This window comes from Pseudarthrobacter raffinosi (assembly GCF_023913735.1).
Classification (GTDB): Bacteria; Actinomycetota; Actinomycetes; order Actinomycetales; family Micrococcaceae; genus Arthrobacter; species Arthrobacter raffinosi.
Genome location: NZ_JAMXBH010000028.1, coordinates 15,757 through 32,544 on the forward strand (window position 1 = coordinate 15,757; position 16,788 = coordinate 32,544).

18 protein-coding genes are annotated in these 16,788 nt (G+C 60.5%); 13 read left to right on the forward strand and 5 right to left on the reverse strand.

From position 1 onward, the window contains the following. Window positions 1–404: 404 nt before the first annotated feature. Window positions 405–1,613, reverse strand: a complete 1,209-nt coding sequence (locus NG698_RS19845) for a CaiB/BaiF CoA transferase family protein (protein WP_305887094.1) — start codon at window positions 1,611–1,613, stop codon at window positions 405–407. 153 nt (window positions 1,614–1,766) lie between these two features. Between NG698_RS19845 and NG698_RS19850 the strand changes: the two genes are divergently transcribed. The 4 genes from NG698_RS19850 to NG698_RS19865 are packed head-to-tail and all read left to right on the forward strand — an operon-like array spanning window position 1,767 to window position 4,644. Beyond that, window positions 1,767–2,231 carry a MaoC family dehydratase N-terminal domain-containing protein gene (locus NG698_RS19850; RefSeq protein ID WP_256471287.1) on the forward strand — a complete coding sequence of 155 codons (465 nt, stop codon included), beginning with the start codon at window positions 1,767–1,769 and terminating at the stop codon, window positions 2,229–2,231. Next, window positions 2,228–2,641, forward strand: a complete 414-nt coding sequence (locus NG698_RS19855; protein WP_252611878.1) for a MaoC/PaaZ C-terminal domain-containing protein — start codon at window positions 2,228–2,230, stop codon at window positions 2,639–2,641. The genes NG698_RS19850 and NG698_RS19855 overlap by 4 nt, the downstream gene beginning before the upstream one ends. Before the next feature lie 16 nt (window positions 2,642–2,657). Beyond that, entirely contained in the window at window positions 2,658–3,485 is an 828-nt protein-coding gene (locus NG698_RS19860) for an SDR family NAD(P)-dependent oxidoreductase (RefSeq protein WP_252611880.1), read from the forward strand. A gap of 10 nt (window positions 3,486–3,495) precedes the next feature. Next, a complete protein-coding gene (locus NG698_RS19865; RefSeq protein ID WP_252611883.1) occupies window positions 3,496–4,644 on the forward strand; it encodes an acyl-CoA dehydrogenase family protein in 1,149 nt (382 codons plus the stop codon). A 113-nt stretch (window positions 4,645–4,757) separates the two neighbouring features. On the opposite strand, the gene NG698_RS19870 is transcribed toward NG698_RS19865, so the two are convergent. Continuing rightward, window positions 4,758–4,907: a hypothetical protein gene (locus NG698_RS19870; protein ID WP_252611885.1), complete on the reverse strand. Its 150-nt coding sequence runs from the start codon at window positions 4,905–4,907 to the stop codon at window positions 4,758–4,760. Between the two features lie 238 nt (window positions 4,908–5,145). Here NG698_RS19870 and NG698_RS19875 point away from each other — a divergent pair, with 238 nt between their 5' ends. From NG698_RS19875 to NG698_RS19910, 8 genes are all read left to right on the forward strand, one after another. Next, entirely contained in the window at window positions 5,146–5,907 is a 762-nt protein-coding gene (locus tag NG698_RS19875) for a 3-hydroxyacyl-CoA dehydrogenase (protein WP_252611887.1), read from the forward strand. 83 nt (window positions 5,908–5,990) lie between these two features. Next, the gene (locus NG698_RS19880) at window positions 5,991–7,511 is read left to right on the forward strand and encodes an MmgE/PrpD family protein (protein WP_252611888.1); all 1,521 of its coding nucleotides are present in this window, start codon (window positions 5,991–5,993) and stop codon (window positions 7,509–7,511) included. A 2-nt stretch (window positions 7,512–7,513) separates the two neighbouring features. Continuing rightward, entirely contained in the window at window positions 7,514–8,419 is a 906-nt protein-coding gene (prpB, locus tag NG698_RS19885; RefSeq protein ID WP_252611889.1) for a methylisocitrate lyase, read from the forward strand. Between the two features lie 36 nt (window positions 8,420–8,455). Beyond that, window positions 8,456–9,598 (forward strand): bifunctional 2-methylcitrate synthase/citrate synthase, encoded by a 1,143-nt coding sequence (locus tag NG698_RS19890; protein ID WP_252611891.1) that lies wholly within the window; start codon window positions 8,456–8,458, stop codon window positions 9,596–9,598. Window positions 9,599–9,857: 259 nt separating this feature from the next. Continuing rightward, complete coding sequence (locus NG698_RS19895) at window positions 9,858–10,466, forward strand: adenylate kinase (RefSeq protein WP_252611953.1); 609 nt, start codon at window positions 9,858–9,860, stop codon at window positions 10,464–10,466. A 34-nt stretch (window positions 10,467–10,500) separates the two neighbouring features. Then, window positions 10,501–10,923: an aspartate 1-decarboxylase gene (gene panD / locus NG698_RS19900; protein WP_252611955.1), complete on the forward strand. Its 423-nt coding sequence runs from the start codon at window positions 10,501–10,503 to the stop codon at window positions 10,921–10,923. An 8-nt stretch (window positions 10,924–10,931) separates the two neighbouring features. After that, the gene (gene panB / locus NG698_RS19905) at window positions 10,932–11,837 is read left to right on the forward strand and encodes a 3-methyl-2-oxobutanoate hydroxymethyltransferase (protein ID WP_252611893.1); all 906 of its coding nucleotides are present in this window, start codon (window positions 10,932–10,934) and stop codon (window positions 11,835–11,837) included. A 594-nt stretch (window positions 11,838–12,431) separates the two neighbouring features. Then, window positions 12,432–13,235 carry an alpha/beta fold hydrolase gene (locus tag NG698_RS19910; RefSeq protein ID WP_252611895.1) on the forward strand — a complete coding sequence of 268 codons (804 nt, stop codon included), beginning with the start codon at window positions 12,432–12,434 and terminating at the stop codon, window positions 13,233–13,235. Between the two features lie 758 nt (window positions 13,236–13,993). Here NG698_RS19910 and NG698_RS19915 read toward each other — a convergent pair. Next, window positions 13,994–15,091, reverse strand: a complete 1,098-nt coding sequence (locus NG698_RS19915) for an ATP-binding protein (protein ID WP_252611897.1) — start codon at window positions 15,089–15,091, stop codon at window positions 13,994–13,996. Window positions 15,092–15,282: 191 nt separating this feature from the next. Then, entirely contained in the window at window positions 15,283–15,585 is a 303-nt protein-coding gene (locus tag NG698_RS19920; RefSeq protein ID WP_252611899.1) for a DUF4193 domain-containing protein, read from the reverse strand. A gap of 142 nt (window positions 15,586–15,727) precedes the next feature. Here NG698_RS19920 and NG698_RS19925 point away from each other — a divergent pair, with 142 nt between their 5' ends. Then, complete coding sequence (locus tag NG698_RS19925; RefSeq protein WP_252611901.1) at window positions 15,728–16,414, forward strand: hypothetical protein; 687 nt, start codon at window positions 15,728–15,730, stop codon at window positions 16,412–16,414. A 119-nt stretch (window positions 16,415–16,533) separates the two neighbouring features. Here NG698_RS19925 and NG698_RS19930 read toward each other — a convergent pair whose 3' ends face one another. Continuing rightward, complete coding sequence (locus NG698_RS19930; RefSeq protein ID WP_252611903.1) at window positions 16,534–16,746, reverse strand: hypothetical protein; 213 nt, start codon at window positions 16,744–16,746, stop codon at window positions 16,534–16,536. Between the last annotated feature and the right edge of the window lie 42 nt (window positions 16,747–16,788).

Consider the following 16,788-nt stretch of genomic DNA (forward strand, 5'->3'; position numbering starts at 1 on the left):
CGTGTATCGATGTACTCAAATTCTTCACTCCACAATCCCCGTCACGGGACTTGAACGGCTATTAGGGCCTTGATGGACGCGGGCTGGACCGAATTTTGGGGCTTGGGTGAAAGGCCCGGGTCGCCGGCTTCCACTGATCTCATGGCCTTCTTTTCCTGCTCGTTGGTTGGCGGGGGCTGCGGTGACAGGTCCGCAGCATGTGCACTTGGACCCGCCCGTGGGAGCTTCCCGACCGGGTCCCCGGTCTTCTTCCCGGCTGGGACCCCGCCCGGGCATTCAACCGGCTTTCGTGCGGCCGGGGGGTAGCCTACGAGACGCCTCCTTTCCCGTTCAATATCGGATGCTGTTAGTGGGCTGTGGTGCGATTACGTTGTCTCAACGGAGGCGAGGTGACTTTCTCGTGTCTAACCAACTGCGCCACGAGAAACTAGATCCTGAATTTCAGCGGGATTCAGTCCCCAATGGGCAAGCGTCTCTGAAGGATTGCGGCCCCCAGCGTCCATAGGCACAGGGCTGGCAGGCGAACTACGGCTGAACCTTGGTGCTGGAGCAGGCTGCATGACGCCCCCGACATCAACGAATGCGGACCGAATCTGGTTGTGGGGGTGGAGGTGTGCTTCCCAGGGTGAGAGCACCGGAGTCACACAGGCATCTGAGTTGAAAAAGATTTCCGTCCACTCGGAACGGGTCTTTTCCTTGAATATTCGAGAGAACAGGTCTTTGGTCTCGGGCCATCTGCTCGGGTCCATCTGCTCACCCGCAACGCCAGCTGTGATGCCCATTTTTTCAAGTAACTGCGAGTAGAACTGCGGCTCGATACAGCCCACGGCCATGTACTTGCCGTCCGACGTCTCATAAGTACCGTAAAAGGAGGCGCCTCCATCCAGAAGATTCGTGCCACGTTCGCCCTCCCATAAACCAGCTGTACGCATCCCATGGATGAAGGACATCAGAACCGATGAACCATCCACCATTGCCGCATCGATGACCTGGCCTTTGCCAGACCGCTCCCGTTCATAGAGCGCCGAAAGTATCCCCAACGCAAGGAACGAGCCACCACCAGCGAAATCACCAAGAAGATTCAAAGCTGGGTGTGGCTTTTCCCCCGCGGTGCCTATTGGTTCCAGAGCACCGGAAATGGAGACGTAGTTGATGTCGTGACCTGCTCGAGCCGCAAGTGGCCCCTCCTGTCCCCAACCGGTCATCCTCCCGTAAATGAGTCGGGGATTTATTTCAAGCATCGCGTCAGGGCCAATTCCCAACCTTTCGGCGACGCCAGGCCTAAACCCTTCGATAAGTACGTCAGCGTCACGGATCAGGCGGCCTACAGCCGCGACACCCTGAGGTGATTTCAAATCCAGTGCCACACTGCGGCGACCCCTATCAAGCGGCCCGGCGGGACCGCTGAATGTGGGGCGCGAATTCAGCCGATCCACCCGCAGTACATCCGCACCGAGGTCAGCGAGGAGCATGCAGCCAAATGGAGCAGGAGCCAGACTTGCGATTTCAACGATGCGCAAGCCGGAAAGCGGGCCCTGGGACTTCTGAGGAGGAACGGAATCGCGACAGAGGTCTCTGTCCGTTCCTAATTCCCCGAGCTTGTTCTGGGACAAATCAGTTGACTCCTTGCGTGGTCTGCATCACTCATGCGGCGCCGAGGCCTCTGTGATGCCGGCGTTGAATTCTTGGGTGTTGACAGGGTGAACCCCCAGTTCTAGTCTAAGTTAACACCCGTTAGTCATGCAACCAACAGGAACGGAATAAAGTTGGCAATTCCACGAACTTCGATCGGCAAACCTCTGGCTTCCGTGACAGCAGTTATCGAACGGGGCAGACTTGCCTACTTTGCTAAGGCCATAGGCGAAAGCGATCCCATCTACAGCGACATTGAAGCCGCTCAAGCAGACGGGCACCCGGATCTTCCCGTACCGCCGACTTTCCTCTTCGGCTTGAAGCTGGATGTTCCCGATCCCTTTGGCTGGATTGAGGAGCTCGGAGTGGATATGCACTTCCTCCTGCACGGCAAGCAAGCGTTCACCTATCGGTCCATGCTTTACGCAGGGGACACCGTGACACTGACGCCGACGATTATTGATGTTTACGAGAAGAAGGGCGGGTCCCTTGAGTTCATCGTCTGCGCGACAGAGGTGACCAGGGCGGACGGAGTAGCCGTCGCTACGCTTGAAGAGACTCTGGTCGTCCGCCACCCTGGATTGGAGATCAAACCATGATCACGCTCGACTCCGTCAAGGTCGGCACCGAGTTGCCACCGTTGGTAATTTCCGAAATCACCCGAACTACGCTCGCATTGTTTGCCGGAGCATCGGGCGACCACAACCCAATCCACATAGACATCGATGTTGCGAAGTCTGCTGGCCTCGAGGACGTTTTCGCCCAAGGCATGCTTTCAATGGCCTACCTCGGGCGGTTCCTCACGAACTGGGTGCCGCAGGAACGGATACGTTCCTTCGAGGCGCGGTTTAACGCGATCACGCCCGTTTATGCCATTCCCACGTGCTCCGGGCGCGTTACGGCGATCGAACCCACCGGTGGGGAACGCACAGCAACTATTGATCTGGCAGTCACCCTCGCCGATGGAACTTCTACACTTGTCGGTCGCGCAATCGTCGCGCTCGACTAAAGCTTAAGGACAAAACATGGGAACCCTCAGTGGAAAAGTAGCACTCGTATCCGGATCGGGTCGCGGTATAGGACGCGAAATTGCAATCAAGCTTGCAAGCGAAGGCGCAAGAATCGTTGTAAACGACCTTGATCAGGAGCCGGCCAGCGAGACTGTCGCGAGCATTCTCGCCGCGGGCGGTGAAGCAGTGGCCTGCATTGGAAGCGTTACCGACGCCGACTTCGGGGAGCGCTTCGTGAAGACCGCCGTAGACTCGTTTGGCGGCCTCGACATCATCATCAACAACGCGGGCTACACCTGGGATAGCGTCATTCAAAAAATGACAGATGAGCAATGGGACGCGATTATGGACGTGCACCTCAAAGCACCCTTCCGCATTCTTAGAGCTGCTCAACCGGTGATTTCCGCACTGTCGAAAAAGGAGTCCGCCGTAGGAGGTGCGGTTGCCCGTAAAATCGTGAATATCTCTTCCATAGCAGGGCTTGGCGGCAACGCTGGCCAGTCTAATTACTCTACTGCCAAGGCCGGAATAGTCGGGCTAACAAAAACGCTTGCCAAGGAGTGGGGACGGTACAACGTGACAGTCAACGCCGTCGCGTTCGGCTTCATCACAACTCGTCTCACTGAGGTCAGCGCAGACGGTGACGGTCGCATCGATGTAGCAGGCAAATCGATCAAGGTGGGTATGAGCGCGAGCCTAACAGCCATGACCGAGCAGATGATCCCCCTTGGGAGGGCGGGCACACCGCAGGACGCCGCAGGGGCAGTGTACTTACTGTGCCTGCCAGAGTCCGACTATGTCAGCGCGCAGACCCTGGTCTGCGGTGGCGGATTCTTCATATAAAGGACATGACGTGAAACGCGACATCTTTGACAGCGATCACGAGCAGTATCGTGACTCAATTCGTTCCTTTATTGCTAAGGAGGTAACGCCGAACTCCTCCGCTTGGGACCTTGACGGCATCGTCCCCCGTGATTTATTTGTCAAGTTGGGCGAGATGGGTGCACTTTCCTTTGGGGTGCCCGAGGAGTACGGCGGATCCGGGGTCGATGACTTTCGGTACAACGTAATTCTGAATGAGGAAGCAGCTCGGGCCGGCGTTTCGCCAGCTCTACTGGGTCCCATACTCGTCACGGACATTTGTGTTCCCTACATTGTAGGAATGGGTTCGGAGGAGCAAAAACATACTTGGCTCCCCCAACTGGTCAGCGGCGAAGCCATAGCAGCAATTGCGATGACTGAGCCAGGAACTGGATCGGACCTGTCTGGTATCAAGACAAAGGCGGTCCGAGACGGCGATCACTACGTCGTCGATGGGTCAAAAACATTCATCACAAACGGAATCAACGCGGATGTCGTCATCACCGCCGTCCGGACCGGTGAGGGACGCCGTGACGGACTTAGTCTCGTGTTGATGGAACGCGGTATGCCGGGCTTCGAACGTGGCCGCAAGCTCGACAAGATGGGAATTCATGCCCAGGACACAGCCGAATTATCGTTCTCCGCTGTTCGGGTGCCCACATCGAATCTCCTTGGTGATGAGGGCACAGGATTCGCCTCCCTAACAAAGAATCTAGCCCAAGAGCGACTCTCACTGGCTGCAGGTGCCGTTGCCTCTGCAGCAGCGGCGTTGGACTGGACGATTAGCTACGTGCGCGAGCGTCGCGCCTTTGGAAAGACCATCGGATCTCAACAAAACAGCCGGTTTCAATTGGCGGAAATGGCCACGGAAGTCGACGTTGCACAGGCTTTCGTCGATCGCTGTATTACGGAGCTGAACAAGGGTGCACTTACCCCGGTGGATGCTGCAAAGGCGAAGTGGTGGTCCACGGAGATGCAGGGCCGAGTTCTTGATCGCTGCGTTCAGCTCCACGGCGGCTATGGGTACATGCACGAGTATCCGGTGGCGCGTGCCTGGGCCGACGGCCGGGCTACGCGCATTTACGGAGGTACCACCGAGATCATGAAGGATCTCATTGGGCGCTCTATGCAACTTGGGTGAGCACCTGCCAGACGTTTCACTGGCCACAGACTGAGGTCGCAAGTCCGAAGGCTGGGCACCCTGGAACTTGGGTATAACAAGGTCAACCGCTGTCCAGATCGCCGTCCCGGACGCTATCCGGCCGGAGTCCGGCCCTTGGCCGTGCTCAAGTTCTTCTCGGTCAGCGGCAGCGACCCATTGCTGATGCTGACCGAGGTGATGTCCACAACGGAACAGCCCTGAAGTGCGGTGGTCTCTCTATCGCCGACATCGTCGCTTTGCATCGGTACATGGCCTGGGGCCGCGTTCGCCGTCGATCCGACCAAACTGACGCACGCGGCCCTAGGGTATTTGTTTCGCATCGGGGACATGATCCTGATGACCATCTTGAACCGCTTGGAAGCCGGCGGCGGCCGGCACGGACTGCAGACCATGTGCCAGGGCGGTGAGCTGGCTAGCTAACGCCAGGATCATCAAGCATCCAGCGCACCACAATAGGCACACACAAGGAAAGGAATCCCCATGCAGATAGCAGACAAAGTTGCTTTGGTGACCGGAGGCGCCTCAGGCCTGGGGTTGGCAACAGTGCGTCAGCTCGTCGACAAGGGCGCGGGCGTGGTCATAGTCGACCTTCCGGGCTCCAACGGCGAGGTCGTGGCAAAGGAACTGAACGGCCGGGTACGGTTTGCGCCCACGGACGTCACCCGTGAAGAGGAGGTGCAGGCAGCCGTGGACGCCTGCACGGAACTCGGCGGGCTCGATATCGTCGTCAACTGCGCCGGCATCGGCAGCGGCAGGCGCGTGGTCGGCAAGTCCGGCCCGTTCCCGCTGAATGAGTTTGAGCGTGTCATTCAGATCAATCTCATCGGTACCTTCAACGTCATCCGCCTCGCCGCCGCACGCATGCTCGAGCAGCCCGCCGACGGTGAAGAGCGCGGTGTCATCATCAATACCGCGTCCGTCGCGGCCTTCGATGGCCAGATCGGGCAGGCCGCCTACTCGGCATCCAAGGCGGGGATCGCAGGGATGACCCTGCCCATTGCCCGCGACCTCGCCGAACACAAGGTGCGCGTCAACACGATCGCCCCGGGGCTGTTCCTGACCCCCCTCTTCGAATCCCTGCCCGCGGAATCCATCAGCTCCCTTGGTGCCCAAGTGCCGCACCCCTCACGGCTGGGCCGGCCCGAGGAATATGCCTCGCTGGTGGTGCACATCGTGGAAAACCCGATGCTCAACGGGGAAACCATCCGCCTGGACGGCGCTATCCGAATGGCGCCGCGCTGACGGCTGCTGGCACCACCGTGTACCTGCGCCGCAGTCTTTCCCACGTCAAAGCCACCCATACACCTCATTAGCAAGGAGCTCCAATGGTTAAGGAACACCACGTCCGTGTGTACAAAAGCGAGGAAAACTTGCCGCGTGAGGACCAGCTGGCCCACAAGATCGCTCTGGTGGCAGCAGACCCAGTAGCCGTCACCGACGACGTCACCGAAATGGTGATCAACCGCATCATTGACAATGCCTCCGTTGCCATCGCGTCGTTGAACCGCGCCCCGATCGTCGCCGCCAGGGCCCAGGCCCTCACCCACGGCCCTTCGACCGGGGGCAAGGGTGCCAAGGTCTTCGGTATCGGTGAGCGCGTTTCACCCGAGTGGGCCGCGTGGGCCAACGGCGTGGCCGTCCGGGAACTCGACTACCACGACACCTTCCTGGCCGCCGAGTACTCCCACCCCGGAGACAACATCCCGCCTATCCTGGCCGTCGCACAGCATGTGGGCGCCAGCGGCAAAGACCTGATCCGCGGCATCGCCACCGGCTACGAGATCCAGGTGAACCTCGTGAAGGCGATCTGCCTGCACAAGCACAAGATCGACCACGTGGCCCACCTCGGCCCGTCCGCCGCCGCCGGCATCGGCACCCTGCTGGGGCTCGACGTCGAAACGATTTTCCAGTCCGTCGGTCAGGCCCTGCACACCACCACGGCAACGCGGCAATCCCGCAAGGGCGAAATCTCCACCTGGAAGGCGCACGCTCCCGCGTTCGCCGGCAAGATGGCCGTGGAAGCCGCAGACCGTTCCATGCGCGGCCAGACCTCCCCCGTCCCTATCTATGAAGGCGAAGACGGTTTCATCGCCTGGCTGCTCGACGGCCCTGACGCCTCGTACACGGTTCCGCTGCCGACCCCCGGCGAAGCCAAGCGCGCCATCCTGGACACCTACACCAAGGAACACTCCGCCGAGTACCAGGCACAGGCTTGGATTGACCTCGCACGCAAGCTGCACGGCAAGTACCCGGAACTTAAAGACCCCGCCAACGTGGAGTCTGTGGTGATCAGGACCAGCCACCACACGCATGTGGTCATCGGCTCGGGTGCGAACGATCCACAGAAGTACGACCCGACCGCCTCGCGGGAGACGCTGGACCACTCCATCCCGTACATCTTCACTGTCGCATTGCAGGACGGATCATGGCACCACGTGGACTCCTATGCTCCGGAACGCGCTGGTCGGCCGGACACCGTGGAGCTGTGGGAGAAGGTGTCCACGGTGGAGGACCCGGAATGGACGCGCCGCTACCACTCCCCGGATATCGATGAGAAGGCTTTCGGCGGTTCGGTGGAAATCACCCTGACCGACGGAAATGTCGTCACGGACGAGATCGCCGTCGCCGACGCCCACCCGCTCGGCGCCCGGCCCTTCACCCGCGAGCAATACATCAACAAGTTCCGCACCCTCGCCGGCGGCCTGGTCGAGGAGGACGAAATCGAGCGCTTCCTCGACACCGCAGCCCGGCTTCCCCAGCTGGCCGCCGGCGAGCTGGACCAGCTGAACATCACCGCGGCACCGGGCGTCATCGACTTCGCCGCCGCACCCAAGGGGCTGTTCTAACAATGCTGTACTCCAAGACCACGCCCGAACAGAAACGCCTCAAGCTGCGACAAGTGCTTGCTTCGGGGACCATCCAGCAGTTCCCGGGCGCATTCAGCCCACTCTCCGCGCGGCTGATCGAGGAAAAGGGCTTCGCCGGTGTGTACATCTCCGGTGCCGTGTTGGCCAACGACCTTGGCCTGCCGGATATCGGCCTGACCACGTTAACTGAGGTGGCCACCCGCGCAGGGCAGATCGCACGCATGACCGACCTGCCGTCACTGGTGGACGCGGACACCGGCTTCGGCGAGCCCATGAACGTCGCCCGCAGCATCCAGGAACTCGAAAACGCCGGACTGGCCGGCTGCCACATCGAGGATCAGTTCAACCCGAAGCGCTGCGGCCATCTGGACGGCAAGAACGTGGTGGACCTGGTCACGGCCACCAAACGCATCCGTGCTGCAGCGGACGCGCGCCGGGACCCGAACTTCCTCATCATGGCCCGCACCGACATCCGGGCCGTGGAGGGGATCGAGGCCGCCCAGGAGCGGGCACGTGCCCTGGTGGACGCCGGTGCCGACGCCATTTTCCCGGAGGCCATGAAGGACCTGTCCGAGTTCCAGGCCATCTGCGACGCCGTGGACGTGCCGGTCCTGGCCAACATGACCGAATTCGGAAAGAGCGACCTGTTCACCGTTGACCAGCTGCAGTCCGTGGGCGTCAACATGGTCATCTACCCAGTCACTCTCCTACGCATTGCCATGGGAGCAGTCGAACGCACACTGGACACGCTTAAGGTTGCGGGCACCCAAGAGGCGCAGGTGGAAAACATGCTCACCCGTGCGCGTCTCTATGACCTCGTGGACTACGAGGCATACAACCAATTCGATACCGGCGTTTTTAACTTCCAGGTACCTGGAACCCGCTAGCCGTTGCGCCCCATCACGCTCAGACAAGGAAGTCTTATGAACTCGGAAACCATCGAAATCCGCAAGGGCCTTGCCGGTGTAGTAGTGGACTACACCGCTATCTCTAAGGTCAACCCCGAAACCAATTCACTCTTGTATCGTGGCTACCCGGTCCAGGAACTGGCCGCCAAATGCAGTTTCGAAGAGGTCGCCTACCTGCTCTGGCACGGCGCACTTCCCACCGCAGAGGAATTGGAGAAATTCCGTGTTGCTGAGCGCGCCGGGCGTGCCTTGGACGCCAGCGTGAAAGACGTGCTGGATGCCCTCCCCACGTCCGCACACCCAATGGACGTTTGCCGGACCGCAACTTCGGTGATCGGAGCCCGGCATCCGCTGGCAGAAGATGCCTCTCCCGAGGCAAACCTAACAAAAGCGAAAGACCTATTTGCTGCCATGCCCGCTGTGGTGGCCTACGACCAGCGCCGCCGACGCGGCCAAAACATCGTGGAGCCCCGCGATGACCTGAGCTACTCGGCCAACTTCCTCTGGATGACGTTCGGCGAAGAGCCAGCGGATGAAGTAGTGGAAGCCTTCGACGTCTCGATGATCCTTTACGCGGAGCACTCCTTCAACGCGTCCACGTTCACCGCCAGGGTTGTCACGTCCACTCTCTCGGACCTGCACTCGGCCGTCACCGCCGCCATCGGCGCCCTCAAGGGTCCGCTTCACGGCGGCGCTAACGAGGCCGTTATGCACACCTTCGATGAAATCGGCATCCGACCCGAGGAGTCCCTGGAGGAGGCAGCCGCTCGCTCCAAGGCTTGGATGAAGGACGCCCTGGCGCAGAAGAAAAAGGTCATGGGGTTCGGTCACCGCGTCTACAAGCACGGCGACTCCCGCGTGCCCACCATGAAGGCCGCCTTGGACAAAATGATCGCCCACTACGGCCGGCCCGAGCTCTTAGGGCTCTACAACGGGCTGGAGCAGGCCATGGACGAGGCCAAGGCCATACAGCCCAACCTCGACTACCCCACAGGCCCCGCCTACCACCTCATGGGCTTCGACACCCCCACCTTCACACCCATCTTCGTAGCCAGCCGCATCACCGGCTGGACCGCACACATCATGGAACAACTGTCATCCAACTCCCTCATTCGCCCACTGAGCGAATACAACGGGCACGAGCAGCGTTCCGTTTAGCTGGCAGCCCTTGCTGCCCCCAATTCCAGCGGTGAGGTGTCGGATGATCACCCGGATCATCAAATATTCGCAACGTTTGCGGCACCTCACCGCCGGATCGCCGAGCAACCGGTGCTTCGCCAATTGAACTCGCTGACTTCAAGAGCAAGCGATGCCTGCCTTTGGGGCGGGGCGCACGGCCGGCATCACATCCAAACGATCTCCCTTTCGGATTGAATCGTATGAAACACCTACAGCAAGGGACCTGCAAATGACGAGAATGCTGATTATTGGACCTCCCGGTTCCGGAAAAGGAACGCAGGCGGAGCGGATTTCAGAGCGCCTCGGCGTTGTGGCGATCTCCACCGGCGACATCTTCCGCGCCAACGTAAAGGGCGAGACGCCGCTTGGCATCGAAGCCAAGAAGTACATGGACGCCGGCGACTTCGTTCCGGACAGCGTGACCAACAAGATGGTGCGCGACCGGCTCAGCGAGTCCGACGTCGACAACGGCTTCCTCCTGGACGGGTACCCCCGGACCGCCTCTCAGGTCGACTACCTTGACGAGATCCTCGCCAAGGGCGAAGCGAAGCTCGACGTCGTCCTGCAGCTGACTGCTGACGACGAGGAACTGGTACACCGCCTCCTCGGACGGGCCAAGGAAACTGGCCGGAGCGACGACAACGAAGCCGTCATCCGCCACCGCCTGGATCTTTACCACGAGCAGACCGAAGCCGTGGCGGCAAAGTACGCCGAGCGCGGCATCCTCACCCAGGTTGAGGGCATCGGGGCAATCGGCACAGTCACAGATCGTCTCTTCCAGGCCATTCCGACCCGTCACGGGCTCTCCCACCGCCACTCACCCACCCACGACGCGGCCTGCGTCTAGAACCTTTCAGGGAGATGTAATTGCCATGCATCCTATAACTCGCAAAATGTTCAAGTCCAAGATCCACCGCGCCACCGTCACACACGCGGACCTGCACTACGTCGGCTCCGTCACCGTAGATCTGGACCTTTTGGAGGCGGCCGACATCCTGCCGGGCGAGCTCGTCGCAATCGTCGACGTCACCAACGGTGCACGCCTGGAGACCTACACCATTGCTGGCGAACGTGGCTCGGGCGTGATAGGCATCAATGGCCCTGCTGCACATCTGGTCAAGGAAAACGACACAGTCATTCTCATCACCTACGCGGACATGACAACAGAAGAAGCAAGGACCTACGACCCCAAGATCGTCCACGTGGACCCGAACAACAGGATCCTGCAGATAGGAAACGACCCCGCCGAAGGAATCACCGATGGGTTAGGGCGCCCGCCCTTCGCGTTGAAGACTGTTCGGTGAGCTAAAGCATGGCCATCAGAAACAGCTCTGAAGAAAGGGCTTCCCCGGAAGTTCCGGCACCCTACGGAAACGGTCCTTCCGGGACCGGCGTTACGGCTTCCGATACGGCAAGAAGGCCCGGAGGTAGGACCCGGATCCATCATCTGCAGCAGGCGAAGTCGAACGGCGAGCATTTCGCCATGCTCACGGCTTACGAACAGTACACCGCCGAGATTTTCGACGAGGCGGGAATTGAAGTCCTCCTCGTGGGCGATTCGGCTTCCAACAACGTGTTTGGAAATGAAACCAGCCTGCCAGTCACGGTGGATGAACTGCTGCCGTTGTGCCGGGCAGTCGCTCGTTCGGCGAAGCGTGCCCTCGTGGTCGCCGACCTACCGTTTGGCAGTTATGAGGTGTCCGCAGAACAAGCAGTGGCCACAGGTGTCAGGTTCCTGAAGGAGGGCCTCGCCCACGCGGTGAAAATCGAGGTGAGTAGCTTTTACGCAGAGACTGTAAGGGCGATGGTCCAAGCCGGCATCCCAGTGATGGCTCACATCGGCTTCACTCCGCAAAGCGAACATGCCCTTGGTGGCTACCGAGTGCAGGGCCGTGGGGAGGACGCCCAGCGGCTGATCCACGACGCGGAGGCCCTGGCCGACGCCGGTGCCTTTTGCGTGCTCATGGAAATGGTGCCGGCTAAAACTGCAGAGGCCGTTGATGCCGCAATATCCGTTCCGACAATCGGCATCGGCGCCGGGAATGCGACGACGGGACAGGTCCTTGTATGGTCTGACATGGCCGGCCTGCGCCGTGGAAAGATGGCTAAATTCGTCAAGCAGTATGCGGACATCCGGACCATACTCAGCGAGGCAGCCAGGACATACGGCGAGGAGGTCCGCTCGGGGCAGTTCCCCAGCACTGAGCACACCTTCTAAAGGCCTCGCGCCATCCTGGCTCCGGCTCAAACAGAAGGATCCATGTACAAAATGACCGATTCAGAGAAGAACCAAAGTCTTTTGTCGGGCTATATGCGTTTTCACTTTGACCTGCTCCCCGAAGTGATCGGCAGCTGGGACCAACAGATCGGCCTCGGGCTTTGCGAATGATCAGGGGTGCCGCCGCAAGTTCCTTCCCCCGCGTGAGGGGCGATGGATGCCGACCAGCGCCTTAGCCTGGCTCAGGAATCTCAGACGCGTGTGCCTCTAGCCTGATGGGTCACCAGCATACCCGGCCGTTGGACGTCACGCACGCTGCAGATCCCCTGGAACGAGCTAAGTGGAGACCTCCCGGGCGCAGCCCCTCAGGACCGGAGGTGGGCGCCATCCGGGCCTCCGCCGAAAACAGTCCAGTCGGCGAGTGGAGCCACCACTCAGGAACTGCACTACGCCCACGTGATTAAGAGATGGACTCTCTAAGTGAATGACTGTAAGGTTGTGAGCACAGCGCTCATTCACACACCACTGCGTGACTAGTCTTGCTTCGGTCCGACCGAGGCAAGACCGGCGCACTGGCTGAAGAGAGGAACCAGCATGCCGTTTGTTCGGATGGGAGAGTCAGAGGTCTGGTGGGACACAGTAGGTGACGGGACGCCCGTCCTGCTCATCAGCGGTCTGAGCTCCCCCTCAGATTCGTGGTTCCGCCTGGTTCCCCTTCTGGCGCCGCACCATCGCGTGATCACTTTCGACAACCTTGGCACCGGCCGCACGCAGACCCCGCCTGGGCCGTTCACCATGTCGATGCTCGCCGATGCCGCGGTGGGAGTCGTTCAGGCCTCCGGCGCCTCGCAGGTCCGCGTCGTAGCAATTTCGATGGGCGGCTTGATCGCGCAGGAACTCGCGTTGGCGCACCCGGACCTCGTGTCCAGCCTTGTCCTGGTGTCCACTCATGCCGGGGCACCCCACATGGTGAGTGACAGGGCCAGCCTCGATGCAGTAGCCCGAGCTGCAGAGCTAAGCCCAGACGAAAGGACGAGTTACCTCGCTAGCTTGGCCTACGCGAAGCACACAGGCGTCGACAAGATCAACGAAGACTTAGCCGTCCGCGCTCAGCGCCCCACGTCGGAGGAGGGCTATCGCGGCCAGTTGGCGGCTGCCGGGGAATGGGAACGGCTGGATGAACTGTCCGAAATTGCCTGCCCCACGCTCTTGCTGCATGGCGAACAAGACCGACTCGTTTCAGTGGAGAACGCTCGCCAATTGGCGCAGGCCATTAGCGGCGCGCGCCTCACTGTGCTTCCCGAGTGCGGACATCAACTGTTCACCGACCAACTAGAGGCCGGTGCGCACACAGTCCTAGACTTCCTCGCCGAGACGGATCGTGCATCGGTGGTCTAGTGATTTGTGCGGCCGTTCTGAACCCAAACCATTGGACCACCCAAGCCAGTTGGAGTCCCGGTCGCACTGCCGCCCTATCGTCGTCCTTGCCGCACCGCACGCAGCACTTGCAAACGGCCCCGCCTTCGCTGCTTTCGCCATGCCAATCATGACGGATGTGTTCAACTTACTTACGCAAGTGGGCCAAAGCATGAAAACGGGATCCTCCGCAACGCCCGATACTGGTACGCCTCCATACTCGACTTCGAACTATTCGTGCCCTCCGAACCATGCTGTAGGACCAGGCCTGCTTGAAGTTAGACGAGGTCAAACGCGGCCTCTTGTGTAGCCGGGACGACCTGGCCCACGGGCCGTGTTCGTCCAGTTGGGGCACACCCCAACCGGACGTCAGGCAGCCGGGTAAAACACCGTCAGAATAGGGTCCTACGACGGTTCCTGCATCCCCCTGAGTAGACAGTCTCAGACTCAGATCTGACAGAAGACTTGGGCCGCCGGCAACGAGGACCGTATCCCTAAGCTTTGGGTGCCTGCCTATGCGGCCGGCCATCGATGAAGCCGGACGCGACCGGGAAACTCTCACATTGGCGAAGCTCCAGTCAAATAGCGGTTGACCGGAGCTTCGGTACATTATGCGTACCTGAACCTTGGAGTTCCCTGTAAAAGGTGGGTGCGTGACTCATTTCGATCACACCGGCGGCCTCTTGGAACCAGTTGTCACAAGCACTCAGGCCACTGAAAGCCGGGCAAACGGGCTTCTTCTACTGTGCAGGGCGCGATGTCAGATATTCGCGTAGTCCGGGGATTGCGAAGTCCACAAGCCCGTGTCCTGCAGGTTCTATGAGCCCGGCGTCAAGCAGCCGGGTTCGGTAGTTTCCCACGGCGTTGGGCCGCATGCCGGTTCGTTTGCCGATGTCTGTGGTGGAGGAAGACCCGGGATCCTCCGCCATGGCCTGAAGGAAATCGCGATCCCTCCCAGATGTTGTAGACAGTGCAGCTTCGATGACCACGCGTTCGTTTCGGCGGCGGGCTGCGGCGACTGCTCTGTTTACAGCTGCGCTATCCAGGCCTCCAAGAGCACTTTCCGCTTCCTGCCAGAGGTAGTAGCCGACCAGTTGGATCAGGAAAGGGTAGCCGCCTGTGCCTTCTGCCGCGTTCCGGGCCAGTTCGGGGCCGAGAGTCTTCCCTGCTCCTTCAAATGTTTCGGCAAAGGAGCGTTCGACTTCAGCGATGGAAGCTGCGTGGAGGTCAATGCGGTCGGCTCTGCGCAAGAACGTGGCGACTCCTTCATTGAGCAGGTCGGAGACTGCGGCAGGCAATCCGGCAAAGATGAGTCCGATGGGCAGTCCCTCGCGAATGAAGTGCTGCACGTCGGCCGCGAGTTGGGACAATTCCGTGCGATCAGCGGCATGGATCTCGTCAACGGTGATAACAAGGCCGGTGCCGCGCTGTGCCAGCAGACGGAGAAGCTCTGCACCACGGACACGCCAGTCAACCTGTTCCTCAGGAGCGAGTTGGGTCGTGACAGCGAAGCCGGCAACTGACAACGCCGTAACCCGCCGGCCTGTGGGCCCGTCGCCCAGTTCATTGGTCAGCCGTCGCATTGCTTCACCAATGCGGCTCAGGAATCCTCCGGTAGCTGTCTCGGAAACTACCGCCCAGCCACTTGCTATGGCGAGATCTTCGGCGGCGCCCAGCATGACGGTCTTGCCGATACCCCGGGCTCCCGTGAAGATGGTCAAGAGACCTGGGGCGCCCGAACCGAGACGTAGGCCGTATGCGAACTCGTCCAGCACTCCCCCGCGCCCGACCAGATCGGGCGGAGTCGCCCCTGCTGTCGGGCGAAACGGGTTTTCCATGAGCGCTCCTGTGAATATCGATGAATCCTGTGAACCTTGTGAATCTCACCGTATCAGGTTGGTTACTGCGCCCGAGGCCGTTCGTCCGGTCCGCCCGGCGCCGACCCCCGCTGCACCTGCGTGGGGGCACCGACGCCGACGTACTCAATTGTCCAGACACTGTCTGGACAATGCAGGGCTCAATAGAGCAGTTAGCCTTCGCACTCGATGCAGTATGAGTGGTCGTTGGCTTCCCGTGCGAGTTGAGACCGGTGCCGGACGAGGAAACAGGAGTAGCAGGTGAACTCGTCCGCGGCCTGAGGAATGACCTGAACGATCAGCTCCTCGGCGACGATCTCTCCCCCAGGAGTCAGGCCCTCATCGAGGGCATCCGCTTCGTCGAGTTCGGTGACGACGCTGCGGGCATCGGGGGCATTCGCTGAGTGAAGGGCCTCCAGTGAGCGGTCTTGGGATTCCTTGACATCGGAACGGACTTCGTCGTAATCAGTTGCCACTTTGGGTGATTCTCATTTCTGACGTTTTCTGCGCAGTTCTTTCTGACGAGACTGCAACGTACACCAATGCACCGTTGTTCCCACGTCAATGGGACTGGAGAACCTCGGGACCAGGTGGCCAGGGAATGCCTAAACTTTGGTCATGAGGGTTTCAAAAACGGATTCCATCGCTGGGCTGCCGGCCGAGTTGGCCCGGGCCATTGCCCGCAAGTTCCGGGGCAGGGAAGGGGTCGCTGATGTTGCCGCCGACCTGCTCGACGGCACGGAATTTGAACTTGAGGCAGTCGTTGCGGGCTTGGAAGCTGCCGGGTATCTGGAGAAGGTCCGGGTCGACAACGACGGGGACGTGTGGTGGGACACGACCATCCAGGGCAATGCATTGGTGATGGCAAGTTTCGGAAAGCCGATCAGCAGAAAGACCGCAGACCGGCTCGTTACCGGGTTACTGGAACGTGCGCGGGACTACAACGCGGACCCGGGAAATCCAGTGTTTATCAATACGCTCAGGGTCTTCGGGAGCTATCTCAGCCCGGAGATTAACCCCCTGGGGGACGTCGACATCGAGCTCACCTACGGTCGGCGGATCACCGGCCAGAAGGCGCTGGCGGACTACACCAGAGCCAGCGGCCGGTCGTTTAACACGTACGTTGACCAGTTGCTGTGGCCGCAGACTGAACTCGTCCTGCACCTGAAGAAACGGTCAGCGTTCATTAACATCACCCTTGAAGACATTTCCATGCTGACCGACCGCTTCGAGACGATCTACAGCATCGATGCAGACCCGCAGGCCGTCCGCCCGCCGGCCGACAGCGCCCTCATCGGAAGGTAGAGAGACTCGGGGAAATTTACTACGCCACTTCGTCGCAACGTACGTGCTGACCCGTCAGCGCTGCAATAGTCCAAAGTACTTTGGACTATTGCAGCGTGGGCTCCACACGCCAGGGCTGGCTACTCGCCCGGGTCGTGTCCAAGGACCCGCAGCAGGTCGCCCGTGATCATCCGTAACTCTTCGAATCCGTGTTGGTAGAACAATGGGGTCATGTGGGTCAGGGGCGTGTTGTCCAGTTCGGCCAGCAGCCGCAGGGCCTCCGCGATGACGTCCTGATCGCTCCCCCGGTCTGCATCCTGCTGACGATCTGCCTCTTCGTGCCCTCGCGGCATGTCATCCTCCCTCGGGGTCAGTGTTATTCCGGGCCGACCGCG

Excerpts from the sequence above, each read along its gene's own strand:
- NG698_RS19855 (WP_252611878.1), top strand. The coding sequence starts at position 2,228 with ATGATCACGCTCGACTCCGTCAAGGTCGGCACCGAGTTGCCACCGTTG.
- NG698_RS19860 (WP_252611880.1), top strand. The coding sequence starts at position 2,658 with ATGGGAACCCTCAGTGGAAAAGTAGCACTCGTATCCGGATCGGGTCGC.
- NG698_RS19870 (WP_252611885.1), bottom strand. The coding sequence starts at position 4,907 with ATGCAAAGCGACGATGTCGGCGATAGAGAGACCACCGCACTTCAGGGC.
- NG698_RS19875 (WP_252611887.1), top strand. The coding sequence starts at position 5,146 with ATGCAGATAGCAGACAAAGTTGCTTTGGTGACCGGAGGCGCCTCAGGC.
- NG698_RS19880 (WP_252611888.1), top strand. The coding sequence starts at position 5,991 with ATGGTTAAGGAACACCACGTCCGTGTGTACAAAAGCGAGGAAAACTTG.
- prpB (WP_252611889.1), top strand. The coding sequence starts at position 7,514 with ATGCTGTACTCCAAGACCACGCCCGAACAGAAACGCCTCAAGCTGCGA.
- NG698_RS19890 (WP_252611891.1), top strand. The coding sequence starts at position 8,456 with ATGAACTCGGAAACCATCGAAATCCGCAAGGGCCTTGCCGGTGTAGTA.
- NG698_RS19895 (WP_252611953.1), top strand. The coding sequence starts at position 9,858 with ATGCTGATTATTGGACCTCCCGGTTCCGGAAAAGGAACGCAGGCGGAG.
- panB (WP_252611893.1), top strand. The coding sequence starts at position 10,932 with ATGGCCATCAGAAACAGCTCTGAAGAAAGGGCTTCCCCGGAAGTTCCG.
- NG698_RS19910 (WP_252611895.1), top strand. The coding sequence starts at position 12,432 with ATGCCGTTTGTTCGGATGGGAGAGTCAGAGGTCTGGTGGGACACAGTA.
- NG698_RS19915 (WP_252611897.1), bottom strand. The coding sequence starts at position 15,091 with ATGGAAAACCCGTTTCGCCCGACAGCAGGGGCGACTCCGCCCGATCTG.
- NG698_RS19925 (WP_252611901.1), top strand. The coding sequence starts at position 15,728 with ATGAGGGTTTCAAAAACGGATTCCATCGCTGGGCTGCCGGCCGAGTTG.
- NG698_RS19930 (WP_252611903.1), bottom strand. The coding sequence starts at position 16,746 with ATGCCGCGAGGGCACGAAGAGGCAGATCGTCAGCAGGATGCAGACCGG.